General features: G+C 72.1%; 21 protein-coding genes. 13 read left to right on the top strand and 8 right to left on the bottom strand.

Annotated features, from left to right (window positions below):
* Positions 1-42: 42 nt before the first annotated feature.
* Positions 43-1104, bottom strand: coding sequence for an SGNH/GDSL hydrolase family protein (locus ACFQO7_RS12575; RefSeq protein WP_360522017.1), 1062 nt, complete (start codon positions 1102-1104; stop codon positions 43-45).
* A 136-nt stretch (positions 1105-1240) separates the two neighbouring features.
* On the opposite strand from ACFQO7_RS12575, the gene ACFQO7_RS12580 reads away from it, so the two are divergent.
* From ACFQO7_RS12580 to ACFQO7_RS12595, 4 genes are all read left to right on the top strand, one after another.
* Entirely contained in the window at positions 1241-1609 is a 369-nt protein-coding gene (locus ACFQO7_RS12580; RefSeq protein ID WP_203689593.1) for a YkvA family protein, read from the top strand.
* 31 nt (positions 1610-1640) lie between these two features.
* Complete coding sequence (locus tag ACFQO7_RS12585; RefSeq protein ID WP_203689591.1) at positions 1641-3014, top strand: cystathionine beta-synthase; 1374 nt, start codon at positions 1641-1643, stop codon at positions 3012-3014.
* 187 nt (positions 3015-3201) lie between these two features.
* Positions 3202-4203: a choice-of-anchor A family protein gene (locus tag ACFQO7_RS12590; protein WP_376806528.1), complete on the top strand. Its 1002-nt coding sequence runs from the start codon at positions 3202-3204 to the stop codon at positions 4201-4203.
* A 102-nt stretch (positions 4204-4305) separates the two neighbouring features.
* Positions 4306-4644: a hypothetical protein gene (locus ACFQO7_RS12595; protein WP_360522029.1), complete on the top strand. Its 339-nt coding sequence runs from the start codon at positions 4306-4308 to the stop codon at positions 4642-4644.
* 262 nt (positions 4645-4906) lie between these two features.
* Here ACFQO7_RS12595 and ACFQO7_RS12600 read toward each other — a convergent pair whose 3' ends face one another.
* Both ACFQO7_RS12600 and ACFQO7_RS12605 read right to left on the bottom strand, forming a co-directional pair.
* Entirely contained in the window at positions 4907-6070 is a 1164-nt protein-coding gene (locus tag ACFQO7_RS12600) for a hypothetical protein (protein ID WP_376806529.1), read from the bottom strand.
* A gap of 67 nt (positions 6071-6137) precedes the next feature.
* Entirely contained in the window at positions 6138-7061 is a 924-nt protein-coding gene (locus ACFQO7_RS12605) for a ribonuclease Z (RefSeq protein WP_376806530.1), read from the bottom strand.
* Between the two features lie 125 nt (positions 7062-7186).
* On the opposite strand from ACFQO7_RS12605, the gene ACFQO7_RS12610 reads away from it, so the two are divergent.
* Positions 7187-7732, top strand: coding sequence for a peptidase associated/transthyretin-like domain-containing protein (locus ACFQO7_RS12610; RefSeq protein WP_376806531.1), 546 nt, complete (start codon positions 7187-7189; stop codon positions 7730-7732).
* On the opposite strand, the gene ACFQO7_RS12615 is transcribed toward ACFQO7_RS12610, so the two are convergent.
* The gene (locus ACFQO7_RS12615; protein ID WP_376806532.1) at positions 7711-8235 is read right to left on the bottom strand and encodes a GNAT family N-acetyltransferase; all 525 of its coding nucleotides are present in this window, start codon (positions 8233-8235) and stop codon (positions 7711-7713) included. The genes ACFQO7_RS12610 and ACFQO7_RS12615 overlap by 22 nt on opposite strands.
* Positions 8236-8486: 251 nt before the next feature.
* On the opposite strand from ACFQO7_RS12615, the gene ACFQO7_RS12620 reads away from it, so the two are divergent.
* From ACFQO7_RS12620 to ACFQO7_RS12635, 4 genes are all read left to right on the top strand, one after another.
* Positions 8487-10847 carry a beta-xylosidase/alpha-l-arabinosidase gene (locus ACFQO7_RS12620; protein WP_376806533.1) on the top strand — a complete coding sequence of 787 codons (2361 nt, stop codon included), beginning with the start codon at positions 8487-8489 and terminating at the stop codon, positions 10845-10847.
* A gap of 90 nt (positions 10848-10937) precedes the next feature.
* Entirely contained in the window at positions 10938-11525 is a 588-nt protein-coding gene (locus ACFQO7_RS12625) for a hypothetical protein (protein WP_376806534.1), read from the top strand.
* Between the two features lie 78 nt (positions 11526-11603).
* Entirely contained in the window at positions 11604-12131 is a 528-nt protein-coding gene (locus ACFQO7_RS12630) for a hypothetical protein (RefSeq protein WP_376806535.1), read from the top strand.
* A 98-nt stretch (positions 12132-12229) separates the two neighbouring features.
* Positions 12230-12601: a hypothetical protein gene (locus tag ACFQO7_RS12635; RefSeq protein WP_376806536.1), complete on the top strand. Its 372-nt coding sequence runs from the start codon at positions 12230-12232 to the stop codon at positions 12599-12601.
* Positions 12602-12670: 69 nt separating this feature from the next.
* Here ACFQO7_RS12635 and msrA read toward each other — a convergent pair whose 3' ends face one another.
* Positions 12671-13327, bottom strand: a complete 657-nt coding sequence (gene msrA / locus ACFQO7_RS12640) for a peptide-methionine (S)-S-oxide reductase MsrA (protein WP_361040223.1) — start codon at positions 13325-13327, stop codon at positions 12671-12673.
* Positions 13328-13357: 30 nt separating this feature from the next.
* Here msrA and ACFQO7_RS12645 point away from each other — a divergent pair, with 30 nt between their 5' ends.
* A complete protein-coding gene (locus ACFQO7_RS12645; protein ID WP_376806537.1) occupies positions 13358-14494 on the top strand; it encodes a cystathionine gamma-synthase in 1137 nt (378 codons plus the stop codon).
* Between the two features lie 107 nt (positions 14495-14601).
* Here the strand turns inward: ACFQO7_RS12645 and ACFQO7_RS12650 are convergent, their stop codons facing one another.
* Complete coding sequence (locus tag ACFQO7_RS12650; RefSeq protein WP_376806538.1) at positions 14602-15228, bottom strand: hypothetical protein; 627 nt, start codon at positions 15226-15228, stop codon at positions 14602-14604.
* A gap of 116 nt (positions 15229-15344) precedes the next feature.
* Here ACFQO7_RS12650 and ACFQO7_RS12655 point away from each other — a divergent pair, with 116 nt between their 5' ends.
* The 3 genes from ACFQO7_RS12655 to ilvA all read left to right on the top strand — a co-directional run bounded on the left by ACFQO7_RS12655 (position 15345) and on the right by ilvA (position 18896).
* Positions 15345-16718 (top strand): amidase, encoded by a 1374-nt coding sequence (locus ACFQO7_RS12655; protein ID WP_376806539.1) that lies wholly within the window; start codon positions 15345-15347, stop codon positions 16716-16718.
* A gap of 172 nt (positions 16719-16890) precedes the next feature.
* Positions 16891-17673, top strand: a complete 783-nt coding sequence (locus ACFQO7_RS12660; RefSeq protein WP_376806540.1) for a DUF4328 domain-containing protein — start codon at positions 16891-16893, stop codon at positions 17671-17673.
* Positions 17670-18896 (top strand): threonine ammonia-lyase, encoded by a 1227-nt coding sequence (ilvA, locus tag ACFQO7_RS12665; RefSeq protein WP_376806541.1) that lies wholly within the window; start codon positions 17670-17672, stop codon positions 18894-18896. The genes ACFQO7_RS12660 and ilvA overlap by 4 nt, the downstream gene beginning before the upstream one ends.
* 95 nt (positions 18897-18991) lie before the next feature.
* Here the strand turns inward: ilvA and greA are convergent, their stop codons facing one another.
* Entirely contained in the window at positions 18992-19480 is a 489-nt protein-coding gene (gene greA, locus ACFQO7_RS12670; protein ID WP_360522080.1) for a transcription elongation factor GreA, read from the bottom strand.
* Between the two features lie 114 nt (positions 19481-19594).
* Positions 19595-20035 carry a DUF4307 domain-containing protein gene (locus tag ACFQO7_RS12675; protein WP_376806542.1) on the bottom strand — a complete coding sequence of 147 codons (441 nt, stop codon included), beginning with the start codon at positions 20033-20035 and terminating at the stop codon, positions 19595-19597.
* Between the last annotated feature and the right edge of the window lie 37 nt (positions 20036-20072).

The following is a 20072-nucleotide window of genomic DNA, read 5'->3' on the forward strand; positions in this document are numbered from 1 at the left end:
GGACATGGCCGCTGAGCCCGCTGATGCGCTCGACAAGCTCGCTCATGCTTGCTCCACTACCTTCGTCTGGTCCGCCAGGCCGGCGGGGGCCTCGCCCTGGCGGACGACCTCCCACATGCGGCGGCGCAGCTGCGCCCACCGGCCGGCCGGGCCGCGATCACGGCCGTCGACGCGTACCCCGGCGACCTCGGTGCCGGCGTGGCGCGCCGCTTCGACCGCGGCCTGTGGCAGCGACCGTACCCCGTCGGCGGCGGTTCGTGCGCCCGCTTCCACGCGCTGCGGCCCGGCCGGGCTGCGCAGTGCGGCCACCACCGTGGGCAGCAGCACCGACGCGGCCAGCGCGTAGCCCTCGGCGGAGGGATGGAAGCGGTCCCGGGCGAACAACCGGTGCGGCTGGGCGGAGAACGTCGGTCCGAGCAGCTCGCCGAGGGACACGGTGCGGCCCCCGGCCTCGACCACGGCGACGGTCTGCGCCGCGGCGAGCTGGCGGCTCCAGCTGCGGGCCAGCCAGCGCAGCGGTGGCCGGATCGGCTGCACGGCGCCGAGGTCGGGGCAGGTGCCCACGACGACGGTGGCGCCGGCCTCGCGCAGCCGCCGCACCGAGTCGGCGAGGTGGCGCACGGAGGCGGCCTGCCCGGCCCGGTGCGTGATGTCGTTGGCTCCGATCAGGATCACGGCCAGGTCCGGGTTCAGCTCCAGGGCCTCTTCCACCTGGTGTGTCAGCATTCCCGAGGTCGCCCCGACCACGGCCAGGCTGTGCAGGCGCACCGGCCTTTCCAGACGGCGGGACAGTCCGGTGGCGATCAGCGCGGCGGGGGTCTGCCGGGCCCGCAGCGCCCCGAACCCGGCCGCCGAGGAGTCGCCCAGCATGGCCATGTGCACGGGCTCGCCGCCGAACCGGCCGCCGTACAGGCCGTCCGAGCGCGGCGGTGGGGCCTGCGCGATGGGGATGGTGCGCCGGGCCGCTTCGACCTGGCCGAGCAGCACGCCGACGGTGGCCAGGCCGAGCCCGGCCAGCGCGCCGCCGCCGTAGACGGCCAGCCGCGCCAGATCCCTGCCTCGACGGTGTGCCGCCGCGGCCCCCTGCGCAGTACGCTCGCTCATAGTGAACCCGCCTCACTCGGGAGACCCGTCGGGGAATCCTCGCTGAGGCTCCTACGTACCCAGCGGATCGTCGGCTGGTAACGCTCGCTCATGCGAGAAAGGTAGCGCTCTTAGGTTGCGCTCGGATGGAGGCGAGATGGGACGCACATTGCGTCGTACCGCGGCGTTCACCGCGCTGTGGAAGGCACTCATCACGGGTAACGGCAGCAACGCCAGCTTGGCGGACCGGCTGGGCGCGATGCCACGCATGGTCCTGGCCACGCTGCGCGGCAAGTACGACGGCCTCGGCCGGATCATGGCGATCACGGCGGCCACCCTGTACGTGGTGTCCCCGGTCGACATGGTTCCGGAGGCGTTCCTGCTGGTCCTGGGCCTGGCCGATGACGTGATCATCGTGAGCTGGATCGCCGGGGCGCTGATCAGCGAGACCGACCGCTTCCTCATGTGGGAGAACGGCGTCAAGACGCCCGTCGGCGGTCCGATCATCGACGGCGACGTCGCTTAACGGCGGTTCAACCCCGGTCTACGCTTGACGCGTGCGCTACTACGAGAACGTCGTCGAGCTGATCGGTAACACCCCGCTGGTCAAGCTCCGGAATGTCACCGATCCCGGCGGCCCCACCGTGCTCGCCAAAGTCGAATACCTGAACCCGGGAGGTTCGGTCAAGGACCGGATCGCGGTGCGGATGGTCGAGGCGGCCGAGCGGGACGGCCTGCTCAAGCCGGGCGGCACCATCGTCGAGCCGACCAGCGGCAACACCGGGGTCGGGCTGGCGCTGGTGGCCCAGCTCAAGGGGTACAAGTGCGTCTTCGTCTGCCCCGACAAGGTCAGCGAGGACAAGCAGAACGTGCTCCGGGCGTACGGCGCCGAGGTCGTGGTCTGCCCGACCGCCGTCGCGCCCGAGGACCCGCGCTCCTACTACAACGTCTCGGACCGGCTGGCCCGGGAGATCCCCGGCGCGTGGAAGCCGAACCAGTACTCGAACCCGAACAACCCGCTGTCGCACTACGAGCAGACGGGCCCGGAGCTGTGGGAGCAGACCGACGGCCGGATCACGCACTTCGTGGCTGGCGTGGGCACCGGCGGCACGATCAGCGGCATCGGGCGCTACCTCAAGGAGGTCTCCCAGGGCCGCGTGAAGATCATCGGCGCGGACCCGGAGGGCTCGGTCTACTCCGGCGGCACCGGCCGACCGTACCTGGTCGAAGGCGTGGGCGAGGACTTCTGGCCGGAGACGTACGACCGGACCGTCTGCGACGAGATCGTCGAGGTCACCGACAAGGAGTCGTTCGCGATGACCCGGCGGCTGGCCCGCGAGGAGGGTCTGCTGGTGGGCGGCTCGTGCGGGATGGCCGCGGTGGCGGCGCTGAAGGTCGCCGCGCAGGCGGGGCCGGACGACGTGGTCGTCGTGCTGCTGCCCGACGGCGGCCGCGGTTACCTGTCGAAGCTGTTCAACGACGACTGGATGGCCCGCTACGGCTTCCTGCGCACCGACGAGCACGGCGCGACCGTGGCCGACATCCTCGCCGCGAAGTCGCACAGCAAGGGCGCCCTGCCGGAGCTGATCCACGTGCACCCCACCGAGACCGTGCGCGACGCGATCGACATCATGCGCGAGTACGGCGTCTCCCAGCTGCCGGTGCTCAAGGCCGAACCGCCGGTCGTCACCGGTGAGGTCGCCGGCGCGGTGGCCGAGAAGGACCTGCTGGACGCGCTGTTCACCGGGGCGGCCGCGCTGCACGACCCGCTGGACCGGCACGTCGGCCCCGCGCTGCCGATGATCGGCGGCGGCCAGCCGGTCGCCGAGATCGTGGCACTGCTGGAGAAGGCAGACGCCGCGATGGTGCTGATCGACGGCAAGCCCCACGGCGTGCTCACCCGCCAGGACCTACTCGCCCAGCTGGGCTGATCCCGCCGCTCCGCCAAGATCGCTCGACTTGCCGGGCACTTGTGTGAATCGATCGTCAGGATACGCACAGGTGCCCGGCAAGTCTGCCGATCTTGGTGGGGCGGGCGGCCCGCGGTATGCGATCGGGTCGGTGTGTCGGGGATGCCACATTCACGATCGGCGTGCGGCGGGGGGCTACCCTCCGGTCATGCGGAGGCCGAGCGCGCTGAGCCGCTGGGTACGCCGGACGGATGCCGGCGCGCCGGGACGAGCCGTGTTCGCGGTGCTCCTCGCGCTGCCGCTGGCACTCGCCGCCGGTTCCGCCGGCGTGGCCGCGCCCACCCCGGACCCCGCCGAACGCGACCGCTCGGCGGCGCTGGCCGCCTGTTCGCCGAACGTCGACCTGCGCGCCCCCGACGGCGGCCCGCTGACCCCGCCGCTGGCCCGCGGTTCGCGGGTGCTGGTCCACCTGCGCCAGGACCGCACCAACGTGCTCACCATCCGCTCGGGCGACCTCAACCGGATCGCCGAGCTCATTCTCAGCAGTTCGCCGATCGAGTCCGCGCCGCTGCTCGTCAACGTCGACACCCGGCTCGTCGACGACCGGCTGACCTGGGCGGTGCCTCGGGTGACCGGCCTCGGCGGAGGCCCCGTGGACAGCGTCGTGTGGCACTTCCCGAGCGCGGTCCGCCTCGTGCTGACCGGTCCGCCGGCGCCCGGCGTGGTCTTCGCGCCGTACGCCGAGGTGTTCGCGGCGCCCAGCCCGTCCCCCTCACCGAGCCTTTCGCCGAGCCCGTCGCCCGCGCCGAGCCTGTCGCCCGCCGCGTCGCCGATCGTCCCGCCGAGATCCTCCGGCCCGGCCGGCGAACCGTCCACCGGGCCCGGTCTGCCTCCCGTGGCGGCCCGTCCCGCCGGTCTGCGGGCGCTGCTCCGCGGCGCCCCGGTGCTGCCGGACGGGCTGGACTGCGCGCCGCCGCCGTCGGCCTCGCCGAGCGCGTCCGCCGCCGCGGAGAGCCCCGCGGCCGGGCCGGGTGGTCCCGCACCGGACGGCACCGGGTCGGCGGAGCCTTCGCCGAAGCCCGCGGGGGAGCGGCTGATGGCGCTGGCGTCACGCCCTGTGACGTGGTTCGGGGTCGCCGGGATGCTCGTGGGGCTGGCCCTGCTTATCTCAGTAATCGCTGGTAACCGGGCACGCCGCCGGTTCCGTTAGCCCGTTTCGGCGGCAATCGCACAGCCTGTGCGACTGCACTGCCTTCCGTGAGTGTTGACTAAGCGTACGGAAGCGGCAGTGCTACCGAGGGGAGCGTGGAACGTGGTCACCGTCGACCATGCACCACCCACCGAGACCAGCCACAGGGAACCCTCCGACATAACCGATCACCTGCTGTGGCGCGACGCGCAGCAGATGCTGGGCCGGCACGACAGACCTGACGACGACCAGCTGTGCAACTGGTGCGGTCAGCATTGGCCGTGCCCGCCACGAAGGCTCGCCGAGCGTGCGCAAGCCGCGGCCAGCCGGCACTGGCGGGAGGCCTGGACCGTGCGGCACGACATCAACGGGATGCGCTCGCTACCCGCCTGGCGTGCTGATCTTGGCGAGCGTGGCGGCTCCATCATGCGAAACGGCACCCGCAGGAGCCTCTTCGACTAGCCAGTAAAGGGTGTTCCGACGACCCCCTGCCGTCCCCCGGCGTGTGGTCCTCGGACCCCGTCCCAGCGGCGACGCCGTTGCGCTCCGCCAGCGTAGGCGCGCCGCGTGCATCGGTACGACTGAGCGGGAGCCGACATGCCTCCGTCGACTCCGCAACGCCTCCGGCCAGGCGTTCTCCCCAGTCGTGCAGATGCGTCAGTGGGCGAGGGTACGTGATCTCCGGTTCCCCGCAGTCCGGTCACGTACCCTCGCCCCGACTCGTCTAGGGCGAGAACTTCCAGATCAGCAGCAGGTAGCCGCCGCAGTACGCGGAGACGGCCGCGAGCGTGCCCACGATGACGAGCATCTTCGCCGGCTTCGTCCGGGCCAGTGCCCCTGCGACCGGCAGCAGCAGGGCGAACGCGGGCAGCAGGAAGCGCGCCTTCGCGTTGAAGTAACCCGAGCCGCCGAGCGAGACGGCGATCATGAGCGCGCTGAACATGAGCAGCTGCCAGGGCTGGCGGTCGATGACCGAGATCGCGAACAGCGCCACGCAGAGCAGCAGAACGAGCGCCACCAGCAGGTAGTCGGGCACCTTCGCCTCGGACAGCGCCGAAGCGGTCATCTTCGCCGTGTACCGGCCGGCGTCCCAGCTCGAGCCCCAGCCCTCGTGCTGGATGTGGAACCAGCCGTCCAGCCGCCCGGTCCGGGCCGCCACCCAGCCCAGGTAGCCCAGCCAGCCCAGCGGCGCGACCAGCATCGCGAACCAGGCCCGCCAGGAGCGGTCCTGCCGGCGCACGATCGCCACGAAGGCGGCCAGCACCACGACCGGGAAGAGCGCCGAGGCGGACGGCCGGGTCAGCCCGGCGAGCACGCTGAGCAGGGCCGCGGTCACCCACTGCCGACGCAGGGTGGCCAGCAGCGTCCAGGCCGCGAACGCGGTGAACATGGCCTCGGTGTAGCCCATCGACTCGACGATCGCGTGCGGCAGCAGGCCCCAGACCGTGGCCAGCAGCACCCCGGTGCGCCGGTCGTGCAGGTGGTTGCCGATCGCGAACAGCCCCCAGGCCGCCACCAGCGACATGACCCAGGTCAGCAGCACGCCGACGGTCGGCAGGCCGAACGGCAGGATCGCCCCGAGCCAGCGGGTGAGCGTCGGATGCAGGGGGAAGAACGCCATGGCGTTGGTCTGGATCTCGGCCGCGGAGGGGTAGCCGTGAGCGGCGATCTCGACGTAGTGCCCGGCGTCCGCCCGGCTGCCCAGCAGGCCGACGGCATCCTTGCCGACCGTGTGGGCCCAGATGAACAGCACGACCAGTCCGCTGGTACGGGCGGCGGCGTATGCCACGAGCGCGGGCCAGGCGGCGGCCAGCGACCGCCGGACGGCGGCGGGCCATGCCGCGGGGCGGATCCGGGCGGGCGCGCTCGGTGAGCTGATCTCGCTCAAGGGGGTGTCTCCGGGTTCAGCGCAGGAGGGGGGCGTGGATCGCCGCGACGAGTTTAGGCCGTTCCCGTCAGCGGCGGGGTGGCACCGCGATCCGGGCCAGCTCCTCGGCGACCACGATCTCCCCGTCGAAGTGCGCCGCGGCCTCGTCGCCGAACACCGCCGCGTTCGGGTGGCGCTGGGAGAAGTGCGTGAGCACCAGCCGGCGTACGCCCGCCTCGGCGGCGATCCGGGCGGCCTGCGCCGCGGTGAGATGCCCGGCCTCGGCGGCCAGCTCGGCCTCTGTCTCCAGGAAGGTCGACTCGATGACCAGCAGGTCGGCGCCCTCGGCCAGCCGGATCGCGGCCTCGCACCAGCCGGTGTCCATCACGAAGGCCGCCACCTGCCCCGGCCGGGGCTCGCTGACCTCGTCGAGGCTGACCAGGCGGCCGTCGGCCACCACCGTGCCGACCCGCTGCAGCACGCCGACGTCGGGGCCGCGTACGCCGAGCGCGGCCAACCGCTCCGGCAGCATCCGTCGGCCGTCCGGCTCGGCCAGGCGGTAGCCGAACGACTCGACCGGGTGCCGCAGCCGCCGCGCGCTGAGCGTGCCGAACGGTCCGGTGGCCAGCACGCCGTCCCCGTCGACCGGGCACTCGGTGATCCGGGCCTGGTCGTGGAAGTGGCTGGCGTGCCGTAGCCGCTGCAGGAAGTCCGCGCCGGAGCCGGGGAAGTGGATCGGCACCTCGTGCGGCACCCGGTCCAGCGACAGCCGCTGAACGATGCCCGGCAAGCCCAGGCAGTGGTCGCCGTGGAAGTGCGTGACGCAGATCCGGGTGATGTCGCTCGCCGCGGCGCCGGCCAGCAGCAGCTGCCGTTGGGCCCCCTCGCCGGGGTCGAACAGGAAGCCCTGGTCGTCCCAGCGCAGCAGGTAGCCGTTGTGGGCACGCTGGCGGGTGGGCACCTGGCTGGCCGTGCCGAGCACGATCAGCTCCCGGCTCACGGACGCCCCCATGCGGAGATCGTCTTCACCGGGGGAGGGTATCGCGCCCGACGCGTCCAGCGTTCTTCCAGCAAGCGCCGAGGCAACGCCGACGCCGCCTGCCTGACGTCGCCGGAACAGGACAGGGGGACGAGACGATGGGACACGACCACGAGGGCCAGCGGGTGAGCCGCCGGTCGATCTTCGCGGGGATCAGCGCGGTCGGGCTGGGCAGCCTGCTCGCCGCATGCGGGGACGGCACACCGGCCACCACCACCAGCGGGGAGCCGGTGTCGCCGGACGCGACCACGTCGGCGGACCTGACCGGCCTGTTCACGGACGCGAACACGTGCAAGCTGTCGCCGTCGACCACGCAGGGGCCGTACTACTTCGACGCGGACAAGATCCGCAGCGACATCCGGGAGGACCGGGCGGGCACCCGGCTCCGCGTGGTGCTGAAGGTCCAGGACAGCGAGCAGTGCAAGCCAGTTACCAACGCGGTGGTGGAGATCTGGCACTGCGGCGCCGTACGCGGCGCACACCGGGCGGGACACCTTCAACGACGGCAACGGCATCTTCCAGGACAGCAAGCTGATGAAGGTCACCCAGGACGGCGACGGCTACCTGGCGGTGCTGGCGCTGGCCGCCGATTCCGACACCGACGGCAGTTGACCCGGGGCGGTCACGGGATCGGGCGGGCGTAGCGCACGACCGGCACGCTCGCCGAGCCGATCGAGGTGGTACGGGCGAAGCCGTCGGCGACCCAGCCGCCCCGCTCGTAGAAGCGGCGCGCCCGGGTGTTGTCGTTCACGACGTACAGCAGCGCCTGGCGGCAGCCGAGGGTGGCGAACTCGGCCAGGCAGGTGTTCATCAGGGCGAGCCCGACGCCCGAGCCGATCGCGTCCGGGCGGACGTGGATCGCGTTGAGCACGCCGGTGCCCGCCGGGGCCTGTTCCTCGGCTCCGGCGGGACCCAGGTAGCTGAAACCGAGCACGGCGCCGCCGCGTTCGGCGAGGTGCAGGCGGTGCGTGTCCGCCTCGGCGGCGTACCGCCGCGCCCATGTGCCCTGCTGCTCCGCGACGGTGATCCCGGCCAGCTCCTGCGCGGTCAGCAGCTCGCGGTACGCCGACCGGCGGCTCAGCGCGTGCAGCTCGCCGATGGCGGCCACGTCCTCGGGCGTGCCGCCCCGGCGGATCGTCAACGTCATGCCCGGCACGCTACCGCCAGGTGCTTCAGGCAGGGCGCGTGCTTTCCGGAAATGAAAGCCTAGGTTGCGAAAGTTTCGGAACCGCGATGCAGCCTCCGAATTCGACATCGTGGGTGACAAAGTGCGCCGCAACCCTTGTCCTGAAGCCGGATCAGGGTGTTAGGGTGCGTGAGCTGATGCCTCAGTGGTGAGGCGCGAATACCGGAAACTACCGGAAGTGCAGCCATTCCGGGTGGAAGACAGGCAGGGCGATGTCGACCCACAAGGACGCCGCCGTCGCGGCCGCAGCCGATCTCGAACCCGACGAGCAGCCCTGGCGGGACCCGGCGCTGCCGGTCGAGCAGCGCGTCGACGACCTGATCGCGCGGATGACCCCGGCCGAGAAGATCGCCCAGCTCTACAGCGTGTGGCCCGGCGCGGGTGCGGACGGCGACGACGTCGCGCCCTACCAGCAGGACATGGTCGAGGACGGGTTCGACTGGCAGACCCTGATCGCGGCCGGGCTCGGGCAGCTGACCCGCCCGTTCGGCACCGCTCCGGTCACCCCGGCAGAGGGCATGGCCCGCCTGGCCGGGCTGCAGGAGGCGATCGTCGCGTCCGGACGGTTCGGCATCCCGGCCCTGGTGCACGAGGAGTGCCTGACCGGGTTCACCACGCACGGCGCGACCATTTTCCCGACCGCGCTGGCCTGGGGCGCGGCCTTCGACCCCGCACTCGTCGAACGGGTGGCCGCCGCGATCGGCCAGGGACTGCGCGCGGTCGGGGTGCACCAGGGCCTCGCGCCGGTGCTCGACGTGTCCCGGGACCCCCGGTGGGGGCGCACCGAGGAGACCATCGGCGAAGACCCCTACCTGGTCGCGACGATCGGCACCGCGTACGTGCGAGGGCTGGAGTCCGCCGGGATCGTGGCCACGCTCAAGCACTTCGCGGGCTATTCCGCCTCGCGGGCCGGGCGCAACTTCGGCCCCGTCGCGATGGGACCGCGCGAGCTCGCCGACGTGATGCTGCCACCGTTCGAGATGGCACTGCGCGACGGCGGGGCCCGCTCGGTCATGCACTCGTACGCCGAGATCGACGGCGTGCCCGCCGCCGCGGACGGCAGGCTGCTCACCGACCTGCTGCGCGGCTCGTGGGGCTTCGACGGCACCGTGGTCGCCGACTACTTCGGCATCACCTTCCTGCACTCGCTGCACGGCGTCGCGGGCGACCTCACCGCCGCGGCGGGCCTCGCCCTGGCCGCCGGCGTCGACGTCGAGCTGCCGATCGTGCGCTGCTACGGGCGGCCGCTGGCCGACGCGGTGCAGGACGGCGCCATCCCGATGACACTGGTGGACCGGTCGGTGCGCCGGGTGCTGCGGCAGAAGTGCGAGCTCGGCCTGCTCGACCCGGACTGGACACCGCCGCGCCCGGCAGCCGTGGACCTCGACCCGCCCGCGGCCCGCGAACTGGCCCGGCAACTGGCCGAGCAGTCGGTGACGCTGCTGGCCAACGACGGCGTGCTGCCCCTGGCCCCGGCGGCCTCGATCGCCGTGGTCGGGCCGCTGGCCGACGACGCCGACGGCATGCTCGGCTGCTACACCTTCCCGCGCCACGTCGGGCTGCACCACCCCGGCCTGCCGCTCGGCGTGTCCATCCCGACGGTGCTCGAATCGCTGCGCGCCGAGCTGCCGAAGGCGGCGATCACCCACGCCGCGGGCTGTGCGGTCGACGGGACGGACACCACCGGAGTCGCGGCCGCGGTCGCGCGCGCCGAGCAGGCCGACGTGTGCGTCGTGGTGCTCGGCGACCGCGCCGGGCTGTTCGGCAAGGGCACCTCCGGCGAGGGCTGCGACGTCACCGAACTGCGGCTGCCCGGGGTGCAGGAGCGGCTGCTCGGGGCGCTGCTGGACACGGGACGGCCGGTCGTCGCCGTGCTGCTGGCGGGGCGCCCGTACGCCCTGGGCGCGTGGGCCGACCGGCTCGCCGCGGTGGTGCAGGCGTTCTTCCCCGGTCAGGAGGGCGGCCCGGCGGTGGCCGGGGTGCTGGCCGGCCGGGTCGAGCCGTCGGGGCGGCTGCCGGTCGGCGTGCCGCGCCACCCGGGCGGACAGCCCGCGAACTACCTCGCGCCGCCGCTCGGCCACGCCACCGAGGTGAGCACCGTGGACCCGACGCCGCTGTTCCCGTTCGGGCACGGGCTGTCGTACACGAGCTTCGCCTGGGAGCCGCCCGCCGACGCGGGAACGGTGACCTGCCCGACCGACGGGGCGGTCACGGTCGCGCTGACCGTGCGCAACACCGGCGAGCGGGCCGGGACCGAGGTCGTGCAGCTCTACCTGCACGACCCGGTCGCCCAGGTCACCCGTCCGGTGCAGCGGCTGATCGGATACACCCGCGTCGCGCTGGAACCAGGCGCGGCCCGGCGGGTGGAGTTCACCGTTCCCGCCGACCTGGCCGCGTACACCGGGCGCGACGGGCGGCGACTGGTCGAGCCGGGCGACCTGGAGCTGCGGTTCGGCGCGTCCAGCGGCGACATCAGGCACACCGTACGGGTGCGGCTGACCGGCCCCGAGCGGTTCGTCGGCCACCGGCGCAGGATGACCTCCGAGGCGACCGTCACCGACGCGCGCGCCTGACCGCTGAAATCAGGGTGCAACCGGTGGGTACGCGAACACGTGTAGTGCGCATCCAGGACGACCGTCCTGCCACGACACGGGGAGACGAACATGCGTACCCACCTGGCTCGGCCCGCCGGTGCACTGGCCGCCGCGGTCCTTTCGGCCGTGCTGCTCGCCGCCTGCGACACCGGAGCCGCCACCGGCCCCGCGGCCGCCTCGTCCGCCGCGCCGGCCACGTCTACCGCGCCCACACGCCCGGCGGGCGAGGTCCCGCTCGGGCCTGCCGGATACGGCGCGCTGCGGCTCGGCATGACCCCGGCGCAGGCCGCGGCCACCAAGCTGATCACCACGCCCGCCGGTGAGAAGACCGGCTGCTGGACGTACGCCCACCTGATCGGGTCGGGGAAGACAGGCCAGGACGACATCGACGGCAGGCTGTTCTTCTCCGAGAAGCTCGGCCTGGCCGCCATCTACGCCTACCCGGGGGTGGAGACGCCCGAGGGCATCACCGTGGGCAGCACCGTCGACGAGGTCCGCAGGGCGTACCCGTCCTGGGAGGCCGTGGGCGGCGAGGCCGAGGGCCGCGGTTACGTCAAGGTGCCGGGCAACGACGCGGCGGCGTACCGGATCGAGGTCGACAAGGGCAAGGTCGTCCAGCTGTCCCTCCAGCTGGGCAAGCAGGACTGCTACGAGTGACCGCACAGCACCGTTGCCCCCGGTCGCGGCGGCTGCTACGTTCTGGCGCGATCAACGACAAGTCCTGGGGAGACCGTCATGGTGCTGCATCGCGCCCGCCCGCCGTATCTCGGCGTGGCCTTCTTCTTTCTCGCCGGGCTTTTCGTCATCTGGAGCTCGATGAACGGCTGGGAGCTGCGGTTCCTGTTCATCCCGCTCGGCTCCGGCGCGCTGTTCGGCATCGGGCTGCTCTCGGTGCTCATCTCGCTGGCCGTGCTGGTCGCCGCGTTCCGGCCCGCACCGGTGGTGCTGGACACCTCCGGGCTGGCCCTGCGTACGGCGGGCATCAAGCGCACGCTGCCGTGGTCGGCGGTGGAAGCGCTGGTCCTGGAGCCGTTCACCGAGGAGGTCGGGGGCCGCACCGAGACCACCGCCCGGCTGGTCCTGGTGCCCGCCGCCGGTGTCGACCTGGGCGTGGCCACGGAATACCGCGACATCGTCGGCGGTCGGCCGTCGGTGATCCTCGTATCGGTCAAGTCGCTGCGCGCCTCCACCGCCGAGGTGGCCGGGGCGCTCGCCCACTACGCGGGGGGCAGGTTCGTCGACGGCCTGACCACCCCCGCCTGACGATCCCGCGATCTCCACTGGCCGACCGGCGACGCGATACCGGCCGGTCGGCGGCACGTGGGCCCGCTCGGGGCGCATTAGCGTCTGCTGCCATGGGCATGGCGAAGATCGTTTCCAAACTGTGCCTGCCCGCCATCGCCGCGACGGCGTTGCTGTCCGGCTGCGGCGCCTCTCATGACATCGAGTACTCCGCCACGGGCGGCGGGGAGAGCGGCACGGGCACGGTCACCTATGTCGACAGCTCCGGGGAGACCGTCACCGAGTCGGTGACGTTTCCGTGGCGCAAGACGGTCTCGGTGGACGAGGGCGTCAAGGTGACCCTGAGGGTGATGCCGGTGCCGCTCACGGCGAAGTTCGGGCAGCTGGACATTCCGCTCAAGGTGAGCTGCCAGATCTCGGTCGGCGGGGATGTCAAGGACTCGCTGCCGCTGCACGAGCGTCTGGCCGAGTGCGACACCGTCAGCCAGTAGCGTCTCCGGGCGCGACGACGCCGCCGCGCCCGGAGGGGCACGGCGGCGTCATTTGAGCGGGTCGGACCGTCAGGCGTCGGTCTTCGCGACGCCGATCGGGCAGCTCATGCCGTTGGGGCCGATGCCGCAGTAACCGTCGGGGTTCTTGGCCAGGTACTGCTGGTGGTAGTCCTCGGCGTAGTAGTACTCGCCGAGCATCGCGATCTCCGTGGTGATCTGGCCGTAGCCTTCGGCGGTCACCACCGGCTGGAACGCGTCCCGCGAGGCCTCGGCCTCCTTGAGCTGTTCCGGCGTGGTGGCGTAGATCGCCGACCGGTACTGGGTGCCGATGTCGTTGCCCTGGCGCATGCCCTGGGTCGGGTCGTGGTTCTCCCAGAACACCCGCAGGATCTCGGCGTACGAGATGATCTCCGGGTTGAAGACGATCTCCACGGCCTCGGTGTGCCCGGTGTAGCCGGAGCAGACCTCCTGGTAGGTCGGGTTCGGCGTGCTGCCGCCGGCGTATCCGACCGAGGTCGAGTAGACGCCGTCGAGCTTCCAGAACAGGCGCTCGGCGCCCCAGAAGCACCCCATGCCCACGACGGCCACCTGCATGCCCTTGGGCCAGGGGCCGGTCAGCGGGGTGCCCAGCACGTAATGCTCGGCCGGCGGCACGATCGGGGTGTCCCGGCCGGCCAGGGCCTCGCTGGCGTTGACGACATCGAGCTTCTTGTGGCGAAGGAACATGTCTCCAGTCTGCTCCTCTACGCTGGGGGAATGTCTTACGGGTTTGAAACGCTCGCCATCCACGCGGGCCAGGAGCCGGACGAGCGCACCGGCGCGGTGATCCCGCCGATCTTCCAGACATCGACCTACAAGCAGGACGCGGTCGGCTCGCCACGGCTGGGGTACGAGTACTCCCGGTCCGGCAACCCGACCCGCGACGCGCTGCAGGAGTGTCTGGCGGCGCTGGAGGGCGGTTCGCGCGGGCTCGCGTTCGCCAGCGGCCTGGCCGCCGAGGACACGCTCATCCGCACCGTGTGCAAGCCCGGCGACCACGTGATCATTCCCGATGACGCGTACGGCGGCACGTTCCGCCTGTTCGCGAAGGTCGCCGAGCGCTGGGGCCTGTCCTGGACCGCGGCCCGGATCTCGAACGTCGACGACGTGCGGGCCAAGGTGACCCCGGACACGAAGATGATCTGGGTGGAGACGCCCACCAACCCGCTGCTCGGCATCGCCGACATCGCGGGCCTGGCGGCCGTGTCGCGGGACGCCCACGCGCTGCTGGTGGTCGACAACACCTTCGCGAGCCCCTACCTGCAGCAGCCGCTGGCGCTGGGGGCGGACGTGGTGGTCCACTCGACCACGAAGTACGTGGGCGGGCACTCGGACGTGGTCGGCGGCGCGCTGGTGCTCAACGATCTCGCGCTGGCCGACGCGCTGAAGCTCCACCAGAACGCGATGGGCGCGGTGAACGGTCCGTTCGACGCCTGGCTGACGCTGCGCGGGGTGAAGACCCTGGCCGTGCGCATGGAGCGGCACTGCGACAACGCCGAGAAGGTGGCCGAGTTCCTGACCCGGCACCCGAAGGTGAAGCAGGTGCTCTACCCGGGCCTGCCCGAACACCCCGGCCACGAGCTGGCCACCAAGCAGATGCGCCGGTACGGCGGCATGATCAGCTTCCGGATGGGCGACCCCGAGGCCGCCGAGCGGGTGTGCAACACGACGAAGGTGTTCACCCTGGCCGAGTCGCTGGGCGGCATCGAGTCGCTGATCGAGCACCCGGGCAAGATGACGCACGCCAGCGTCGCGGGCTCCGAGCTGGAGGTCCCCGCCGACCTCATCCGCCTGTCCGTGGGCATCGAGACCATCGACGACCTGCTCGCCGACCTGGCCACCGCGCTGGGCTGACGGACCCCCGCGCCGTTTCCGAAGAAGATCGCTGTTTCGGGTCAAACCTCCGGTTGAACCGCAGGTCTTGACCCCGAAACAGCGATCTTCTTCTGGTTGAGGGCAGGTCAGACCGGGCGGCCGGGTGGGCGGATGCGGTCGGCCTCGATGGAGTAGCTGTCGCCGTAGATGCGAAGTTTGTCGCCTTTGCAGGTGTAGCGGTCGGGGGTGATCGTGGTGCTGAGGTTCTCGCGGTCGCGGACGCTGCCGTTGATCTTCCACGTGGTGGTGCCCGAGGCGGACGCGTTGCTGTAGCTGATCATCTCGTCGTCGGCCTCGTAGTTAAGGCGCGTGGTGCCGTTGTGGACCACCTCGTAGCGGTCGCCGTTGCGGGTGCCCTTGCGGGTGACCTTGTCCACGGTGACCAGGGTGCCGTCCGCGCCGTAGCTCAGCAGCGTGCCTGCCCCGGTCAGCTGCACGGTCACCCCGAAGATCTCGGCGCTGGAGGTGTACGACGTCTCCCGCCACTGTCCGATCAGGCATCGCGCGGGCGAGACCGGCACCGGGGACGGCAGCACGGCGACGGGACTCGGCGACGGCGAGGCCGACGGGGACGGCGCGGGGCCGGAAGCCCGCCGGGTCAGCAGATATGCCGCCGCGCCCCCGCCGAGGCACACCACGAGCACGACGACGAGCAGCACCACGCCGACCACAAGGGGGGCGGTCCAATCACGACCATTCTGTTCCGGCTGCATCAGCCCAGCATCGCCAACGAAATCCGTCGCGGCAAGGCTCCAGTTGCTCACGACGCGTCACGGCACTCCATACTGGAGCCCCGGTTTTCTGGCTCACGACGTGGTGGAGGAAAGACATGGCGGACACCTGGGTCGGCGCCACCGCCAAGCAGATCGCGCGAGCCGTGCGGCGCGGTGACACGTCGGCGACGCAGGTCGTGGCCGATCACCTCGACTACCTGACCGGTGCCGACCCGGTGGTGGCGGCGTTCCGCACCGTGCGGGCCGCGGAGGCGGCCGCCGAGGCGGAGAAGGTCGACGACCAGAGTGACATGGCCAACCTGCCGCTGGCCGGGGTGCCGATCGCGGTCAAGGAGAACACCCCGGTCGCCGGGCTGCCGACGTGGCACGGGTCCGCGGGCGCGCGCCAGGCCGTCGCCGAGCAGGACCATGAGCTGGTACGCAGGCTGCGCGGCGCGGGCGCGGTGGTCCTCGGCACGACCCGGATGCCCGAGCTGGGGCTGTGGGGCGTGACCGACGACGACAGCGCGGTGACCCGCAACCCGTGGGCCTTGGATCGCACCCCCGGCGGCTCCTCCGGCGGCTCGGCGGCCGCGGTCTCGGCGGGCCTGGTGCCGATCGCGCACGCCAACGACGGGCTGGGCTCCATCCGCATCCCGGCGGCCTGCTGCGGCCTGATCGGGCTCAAGCCGGGCCGGGGCGTGCTGCCGGTGAACCTGGGCGCGGACGACTGGTTCGGGCTGGTCGAGCACGGCATGCTGGCGACCACGGTCGCCGACGCGGCGCTGGGCTTCGCGGTGCTGGCCGGGCGTACGCCGCAGCCGCTGAGCCAGCCGGGCCGACTGCGCATCGCGGTGTCGCTGAGGTCCCCGGTGGCCGGGGCGAGCGCCGACGAGGCCAACCGGGCCGCGGTGGCCACCGCCACCCGCCTGCTGACCGAGTGCGGCCACGACACGCTGACCGCCGACCCGGCGTACTCGACCTCGCTCGGGCTGCGGGGCATGGCGACCTGGTTCGCCGCGGCGTACCGCGACGTCGAGGCGGCCGGGCTCGACCGCTCCAAGCTGCAGAAGCGCACCCGGCGGCACGTCGCGATGGGCGGCTGGGCGTGGCGGCGCGGCCTCGTGCGCGAGCAGGACCGCACCCAGTTCCGTGACCGCTGCCTGGAATTCTTCGCCACCAACGGCGTGGACCTGCTGCTCACGCCGGTGCTCGCCGGGCCGCCCCTGAAGGCCGGCGACTGGCACCGCCGAGGCTGGCTGACCAACGTGGTGGCCAACGTGCGCAACGCCCCGTTCGCCGCCCCCTGGAACATCACCGGTTTCCCCGCGATGACCCTGCCCGTCGGCGTTCGCCCCGACGGCCTGCCCGCCGCCGTGCAGCTGGTCGGCCCGCCCGGCACCGAACTGCTGCTCCTGGCGGTCGCCGGCCAGATCGAACTGGCCGCCCCCTGGCGCCGCCACGCCCCCGGCTTCCCCCGCCCGAACTGAGGAAAGAAGGGCACCTTCCACTCGCTATGCGTTGTGGAAGGTGCCCTTCTTAACTCTCTTGCACGCAACGTGACTGGCGTGGAACCGGGTGATCCTGGCTGAGCTGGGGCGGGTTTCGGCGTTGCCGGTTGTTCCGTTACTCTCCGTGGGCCCTCGACCCTGGAGAAACGCCGTGACCTGCCCACATTGCTCCGCCGTCAATCCGGCGACCGGGATCTACTGCCGTGCCTGCGGGCTGGACCGCTCCGCGCCGCTGATCCACCCGTACGCGAAGCTGTACAGCGTGCACGGCATCGGCCTGGCCGCGGTGGCGGCGGTCGTGGTCTCGACGGTGCTCACCGTGCTGGGCGCGGCGCTGGCCCTGGTGCCCGGGGCGATGGCGGAGCAGGCCCAGGCCGACCGCGACACCGACCTGCTGCAGCGGGCCTACCTGGTCGAGCTGGCGATCACCGGGGTCGACGTGCTCGGCATGCTGGTCGCGGGCGTGCTGGTGATCATCTGGCTGTACCGCGCGCGGGTGAACCTCGACGCGTTCCCTGAGGCGCAGTCCGGTCTGGTCGCGGGCTGGGCGATCGGCGGCTGGTTCATCCCGTTCGCGAACTTCGTCATCCCGTGCCGGGTGATGCACCAGGTCGCCTCCGCCAGCCTCCAGCACCGCCGGGTCGGCCTGTTCACCGGCCTGTGGTGGGCGGGGTACGTGGTGAGTTTCGCCACCTCGCAGATCAGCGGCCGCATGGAACCGGACGCGAACACCTTCGCGGCGCACGTGGCCTACTTCGACGACATGCTCGGCTTCGGCGTGGTCGAGGCGGTGGCCACCGTGCTAGCCGGGTTCTTCCTGGTCAAGCTGATCCTGTCGATCAGCGGGGCGCAGACCGCGCGGATCGAGCGCGGCCGGGCGGCGCACGTCCCCGTTGTGCCCGCGGCCGTGCCGAGTGGCACGATCAGCCTGTGACACCTGAGCTGGTCAGCCTGGCCGACATCGAGGCGGCGCGCGAGCGCCTGCGGTCCGTCGTACGCACCACCCCGATCGAGCCGTGCCGGCCGCTGTCGGCCAAGCTCGGCGGGCCGGCCTGGCTCAAGTGCGAGAACCTGCAGCGCGCGGGCTCCTACAAGGTGCGCGGCGCCTACGTGCGCATCTCCCGGCTCAGCGAGCAGGAGCGGGCACGTGGCGTGGTGGCGGCCAGCGCCGGCAACCACGCCCAGGGCGTCGCGCTGGCGGCCGGGCTGTGCAAGACCAAGGCCACCGTGTTCATGCCGGTGGGCGCGCCGCTGCCGAAGGTCGCGGCGACCAAGGGGTACGGCGCGCGGGTCGAGTTCGCCGGCAACACCGTCGACGAGGCGCTGGTCGCCGCGCAGGAGTTCGCCGAGCGCACCGGCGCGGTCTTCATCCACCCGTTCGACCACCCCGACGTGATCGCCGGGCAGGGCACGGTCGGCCTGGAGATCCTCGAACAGCGCCCCGACGTGCAGACGATCATCACCGGCATCGGCGGTGGCGGCCTGATCTCCGGCCTCGCCGTCGCCGCGAAGGCGCTGCGCCCCGACATCACCGTCATCGGCGTACAGGCCGCCGGCGCGGCAGCGGTGCCGCCCGCGCTGCGGGCCGGACGCCCGGTGCGCCTGCCCAGCATCGCCACCATCGCCGACGGCATCGCGGTCGGCCGCTGCGGCGACCTCACCTTCTCCCACATCAGCAAGCTCGTCGACGAGGTCGTCACCGTCACCGACGAGGAGATCTCCCGAGCCCTGCTGATGCTCCTGGAGCGCGGCAAGATGGTCGCCGAGCCGGCCGGCGCGGTCGGCGTGGCCGCCCTGCTCGCAGGCCGAGTGCAGGTGAAGACCCCCGTCGTCGCCGTCGTCTCCGGCGGCAACATCGACCCTCTGCTGCTGCTCCGCGTCATCGAACACGGCCTCAGCGCCGCCGGCCGCTACCTCCACGTCAACGTCCGCTGCGCCGACCGCCCCGGTCAGCTCGCCGCCCTGCTCTCCCTGATCGCCGACCAGCGCGCCAACGTCCTCGACGTGGCCCACCAACGCCACGACCCCCGCCTGCACTTCGGCGAGGTCGAGGTCGAACTCTCCGTCGAAACCCGCGGCGCCGAACACTCCGACCAACTCGTCACCGCCCTCCGCGCCGCCGGCTACCAGGTAGACGTCGACACCCCCTTTGCCTGACCCCACCCGAGATCAAGGCGATCTTGCGAGGCGGGCGGGAAACGGTGAGGGCCGGCGCCGCGGGAGCGGGCCGGCCCTGGGGCGTGTGTGGTGGGTCAGCCGCCGAAGGCTTCGAAGGAGACGACGGTGACCTTGATGTCGACGCCGCTGGGGGCGGTGTAGGTGACGGTCTGGCCCTTGCGGGCGCCGAGGATCGCCTGGCCGAGGGCCGACTCGGGGGAGTACACGGTGATGTCCGTGGTCGCCGCGATCTCGCGCGAGCCGAGCAGGAAGGTCTCGGTGTCCTCGGTGTCGTCGTCGAAGTAGATGACGACGACGTTGCCGATGGAGACGCTGTCCCCGCGGGGGGCCTCGCCGACGTGGGCGACTCGCAGCAGCTCCTGGAGCTGGCGGATGCGGCCCTCTGCCTTGCCCTGCTCCTCGCGGGCGGCGTGGTAACCGCCGTTCTCCTTGAGGTCACCCTCCTCGCGGCGGGCGTTGATCTCGGCGGCCATCGCGGGCCGGGCGGCGATGAGGTCGTTCAGCTCGCCCTGGAGCCGGTCGTACGCGTCCTGGGACAGCCAGGTGGCATCAGTCGTGGACACGGGCGTTCTCCTCAGGTCTTGCGGGTTCTCGGAAGTGGTTGCCGGTCGGCCATGCGCCGCAGTGGTAACTGCCCCCTTGAGCGCGATGGGCGAAGTTACCAACCTACCAGCGACTCACGCCGGGTGGCAGCCCTTAACCTCGCCGGTCACCGGACGTCCCGTCGTCGCGAGGCGGTGTGTCACCACGGTGCGGTCCGGATCCGGGCCCGGCCGCACGGTGACCTCCTCCAGTCCGACCTCGTGCCCGGTCTTGTCCCGGGCGCGGACGAGGCAGACCGCGGTGCCGTCGGCCGGCATCTGGATCATGAACGTCACCGCGACCTGCGTGTCGCTCATTTCGAACGCCGTCACCGACGCTGTGTAGTCTCCGTCACCGTACGCGCGGTAGAGGCGTGCGCCGATGAGCGTCATGGCCAGCACGGTCAGCACGCCCAGCACGGCCACCGTCGAGCGGGAGGCGCGTCGCTGCTCACGGCGGCGGCCGTACCGTCCGGCCGGCCACGGCGCGCGCTCGGCCGCCTGGCCGGCGGCGGTGTCGGTGGAGGTCTCGGTCACCGGTGGGGGTCCTTCGTGTGATGCGTCAGACGCGTGA

Origin of the sequence: Catellatospora aurea, from assembly GCF_042663325.1 — a bacterium.
Lineage (GTDB): Bacteria > Actinomycetota > Actinomycetes > Mycobacteriales > Micromonosporaceae > Catellatospora > Catellatospora aurea.

Excerpts from the sequence above, each read along its gene's own strand:
- ACFQO7_RS12610 (WP_376806531.1), top strand. The coding sequence starts at position 7,187 with ATGGGACACGACCACGAGGGCCAGCGGGTGAGCCGCCGGTCGATCTTC.
- ACFQO7_RS12645 (WP_376806537.1), top strand. The coding sequence starts at position 13,358 with ATGTCTTACGGGTTTGAAACGCTCGCCATCCACGCGGGCCAGGAGCCG.
- ACFQO7_RS12625 (WP_376806534.1), top strand. The coding sequence starts at position 10,938 with ATGCGTACCCACCTGGCTCGGCCCGCCGGTGCACTGGCCGCCGCGGTC.
- ACFQO7_RS12615 (WP_376806532.1), bottom strand. The coding sequence starts at position 8,235 with ATGACGTTGACGATCCGCCGGGGCGGCACGCCCGAGGACGTGGCCGCC.
- ACFQO7_RS12590 (WP_376806528.1), top strand. The coding sequence starts at position 3,202 with ATGCGGAGGCCGAGCGCGCTGAGCCGCTGGGTACGCCGGACGGATGCC.
- ACFQO7_RS12650 (WP_376806538.1), bottom strand. The coding sequence starts at position 15,228 with ATGCAGCCGGAACAGAATGGTCGTGATTGGACCGCCCCCCTTGTGGTC.
- ACFQO7_RS12630 (WP_376806535.1), top strand. The coding sequence starts at position 11,604 with ATGGTGCTGCATCGCGCCCGCCCGCCGTATCTCGGCGTGGCCTTCTTC.
- ACFQO7_RS12580 (WP_203689593.1), top strand. The coding sequence starts at position 1,241 with ATGGGACGCACATTGCGTCGTACCGCGGCGTTCACCGCGCTGTGGAAG.
- ACFQO7_RS12605 (WP_376806530.1), bottom strand. The coding sequence starts at position 7,061 with ATGGGGGCGTCCGTGAGCCGGGAGCTGATCGTGCTCGGCACGGCCAGC.
- msrA (WP_361040223.1), bottom strand. The coding sequence starts at position 13,327 with ATGTTCCTTCGCCACAAGAAGCTCGATGTCGTCAACGCCAGCGAGGCC.
- ACFQO7_RS12620 (WP_376806533.1), top strand. The coding sequence starts at position 8,487 with ATGTCGACCCACAAGGACGCCGCCGTCGCGGCCGCAGCCGATCTCGAA.
- ACFQO7_RS12635 (WP_376806536.1), top strand. The coding sequence starts at position 12,230 with ATGGCGAAGATCGTTTCCAAACTGTGCCTGCCCGCCATCGCCGCGACG.
- ACFQO7_RS12655 (WP_376806539.1), top strand. The coding sequence starts at position 15,345 with ATGGCGGACACCTGGGTCGGCGCCACCGCCAAGCAGATCGCGCGAGCC.
- ACFQO7_RS12575 (WP_360522017.1), bottom strand. The coding sequence starts at position 1,104 with ATGAGCGAGCGTACTGCGCAGGGGGCCGCGGCGGCACACCGTCGAGGC.